Annotated in this window: 1 protein-coding gene; it reads right to left on the minus strand. The window is 67.3% G+C overall.

Annotated elements, in window-relative coordinates; translation table 11 throughout:
- Positions 1–852: 852 nt before the first annotated feature.
- Complete coding sequence (locus tag VIM19_05750) at positions 853–1,236, minus strand: DUF4190 domain-containing protein (protein HEY5184402.1); 384 nt, start codon at positions 1,234–1,236, stop codon at positions 853–855.
- Positions 1,237–2,226: the final 990 nt, after the last annotated feature.

Genomic DNA, 2,226 nt, shown 5'->3' on the forward strand with positions numbered 1-2,226 from the left:
GCTACCGACTCGCCCACGCCCGCACCCAACGACAACAAGGTGGGGCCACTTCAAACCGTCACAGCGGGGCCAAATCGAGTTGACACGGCCACGGGTCGACCGATACGTCTCCGGAGAGACCCTCGCACATATCGGCCGGGGCCTTGGGATGTCCTGGGCACGTGTGCACCAGGTGTTGAACGACGCCGGTGCCCCTGTGGAGGCGCTGACCCCGTTGCATCGGGCCGCTCGCAGCAGGCTCAAGGAACAGGCCGACCGTCAACTGGTGGAACAGACGTTGGCCGACCTCACCGCCCATAGCGAGGTGAGCGCCTTGGTCGGGATCTCGGAGGCGACGGAGACACCGCTAAACGAGCGGTGCGTCGTCGTGCCCCGGCTCTCCTAGCGTGAGCGCCAGTGGCACAACTTCAGGGACCCGCACTCTGCGCAAGTGTCGGGGGCGATCAACTGCGCGGAAACGGAGGGATCTTCCCCGACCTGGGCATGGTCCGCGCTTCCGCGTCTCGCATGGCCACAACGAAGTCGCCGATCGACGACACAATGCGACCCAGCCGTTCTCGCCACTTGGGCGGAGGCGGCGGTCCAGAATCCTGCACCAGTTGATCGTTCGCCGGGCGGATCGGACTCTGAGTGGTCATTGACCCCACCTCCTGACAGAAGGCCGCTTCGCTCGATTCCAGAGTCTCCGTCCGACACCGGTCTCGCCAGAGGCTCCGGTCCTGACTGACCGCTGACTCCCGGAAGCGGCCAACCCGGGCAGTTGGCTTGCTCTTGCACTTCCGGTCCGTCCTTCGCAGATCCCGTCACGGCGCGCGCTGCAGACCCGGCAGGTCCCTCGCTCGAGTAGGCGCATCAAAGACCGTAGGACGGGGTGCTGCTGGACAAGGCCAACCCGATGATCGCGAGCACCATGAAAGCCGCTCCGAGCCAGCCCAGCACGATCCCCGCGATGGCCAGCCCGCCACCGTTGTCGCCTGTGTCTCGGATCTGCCGTCGGGCGATGCAGCCGAACACCAGCGCCAGGATCGAGCCGATCCCGTAGATCCAGATCAGTCTCAGCACACACGATGAGATCGCGAAGCCGTTGTACCTGCGCTGCTGGGGCTGCGCGTAGGGGTACGGCGGCGGCGCGGCGTAGCCGTACACCGGCGGGTACGGCTGTGGCGCGTACCCGTACGCAGGGCTCGGCGGGGGCGGCGGGAGGGTCGGCTCATCGACCGCTCCGGCGGCGGTCACGCCACCGTTCGTTGGCGCGGGTGGCTGCCAGACGTTTACGTTCCCAACGGGCTGAGGGGGGACCTCCTGCATGCCGCACCTGTTTGAACCTCTCTGAGCCAGTGCGCGCCGTCCCCGTACTGACGACCGTCCCCGTGCGAGTACCAGCCCGGTGGTGCCTGTGGCGAGTCAAGATCGCTCATGGCATTCCCCTGTACGAAGACGCCTCTGGCGAGAGTCCGTTGCGGACTCCACCGGACGCGACAGCGAACCCCGAACTGCTAGCGGTGTGCGAGGCGATGATGGTGATGAGGTGAATGCTCCCCCCAATTCGCCCATGGGAATAGCGGCCACTGGACCGGACGCCCCCGGTCCCAGAACCGCACAAGGCCACCACTCACGAGGCCACCCATAGGACGTACAACGTCAGCAATACGTAGATCACGATCGACGCACCCCCTTGGCCGCCGTCTTGTTGCACCATCGGCCCGCGCCTTGCCCGCCGGAAGGGGCGAACGTCCCTGCAAGTGCTCTGAAGCCCGCTGACGGCGCACTCCAAGCCGTGTCCCCCGTGGAGGGGACAGCGCGAGTAGCCTCTCCGCTGCGAGCCAGGGTTTGCCTACCCCCGTGGGCGCGGAAGGGGGCCTCGCCCCGTGTCTGGGTCCGCCGCTGAGTGAGGCGACACGTGCTGGACGTCGACTGTTCGCGGCTCCGTCGTTCGCCTGATACCGCCCCTGACACGCTCGGTCCCAGGCTCCCAGATCGGAGCCCGCCGACCACCTGGCGAGGTGGTGTGGGGGAGGCGCTCGGTGGTCGGCCGGGGCTCCGCCACCGTTGGGCGCAGCACAGCGCGAGTGCGTCCTCTTCTCCCAGCCCCGCTCCCGCTGATCTTCTACGGCGCAGCACTGCCGGGACGAGTCGTGGCAGCGAGCCTCCGCCCTTGGGAGACCCGACGGCACACTCTCAAGAGGATTCCGCTGCCACCACACTGATGAGGGACTTGGTCCAGCC

The sequence above is a fragment of the Actinomycetes bacterium genome, assembly GCA_036510875.1.
Taxonomy (GTDB): Bacteria; Actinomycetota; Actinomycetes; order Prado026; family Prado026; genus DATCDE01.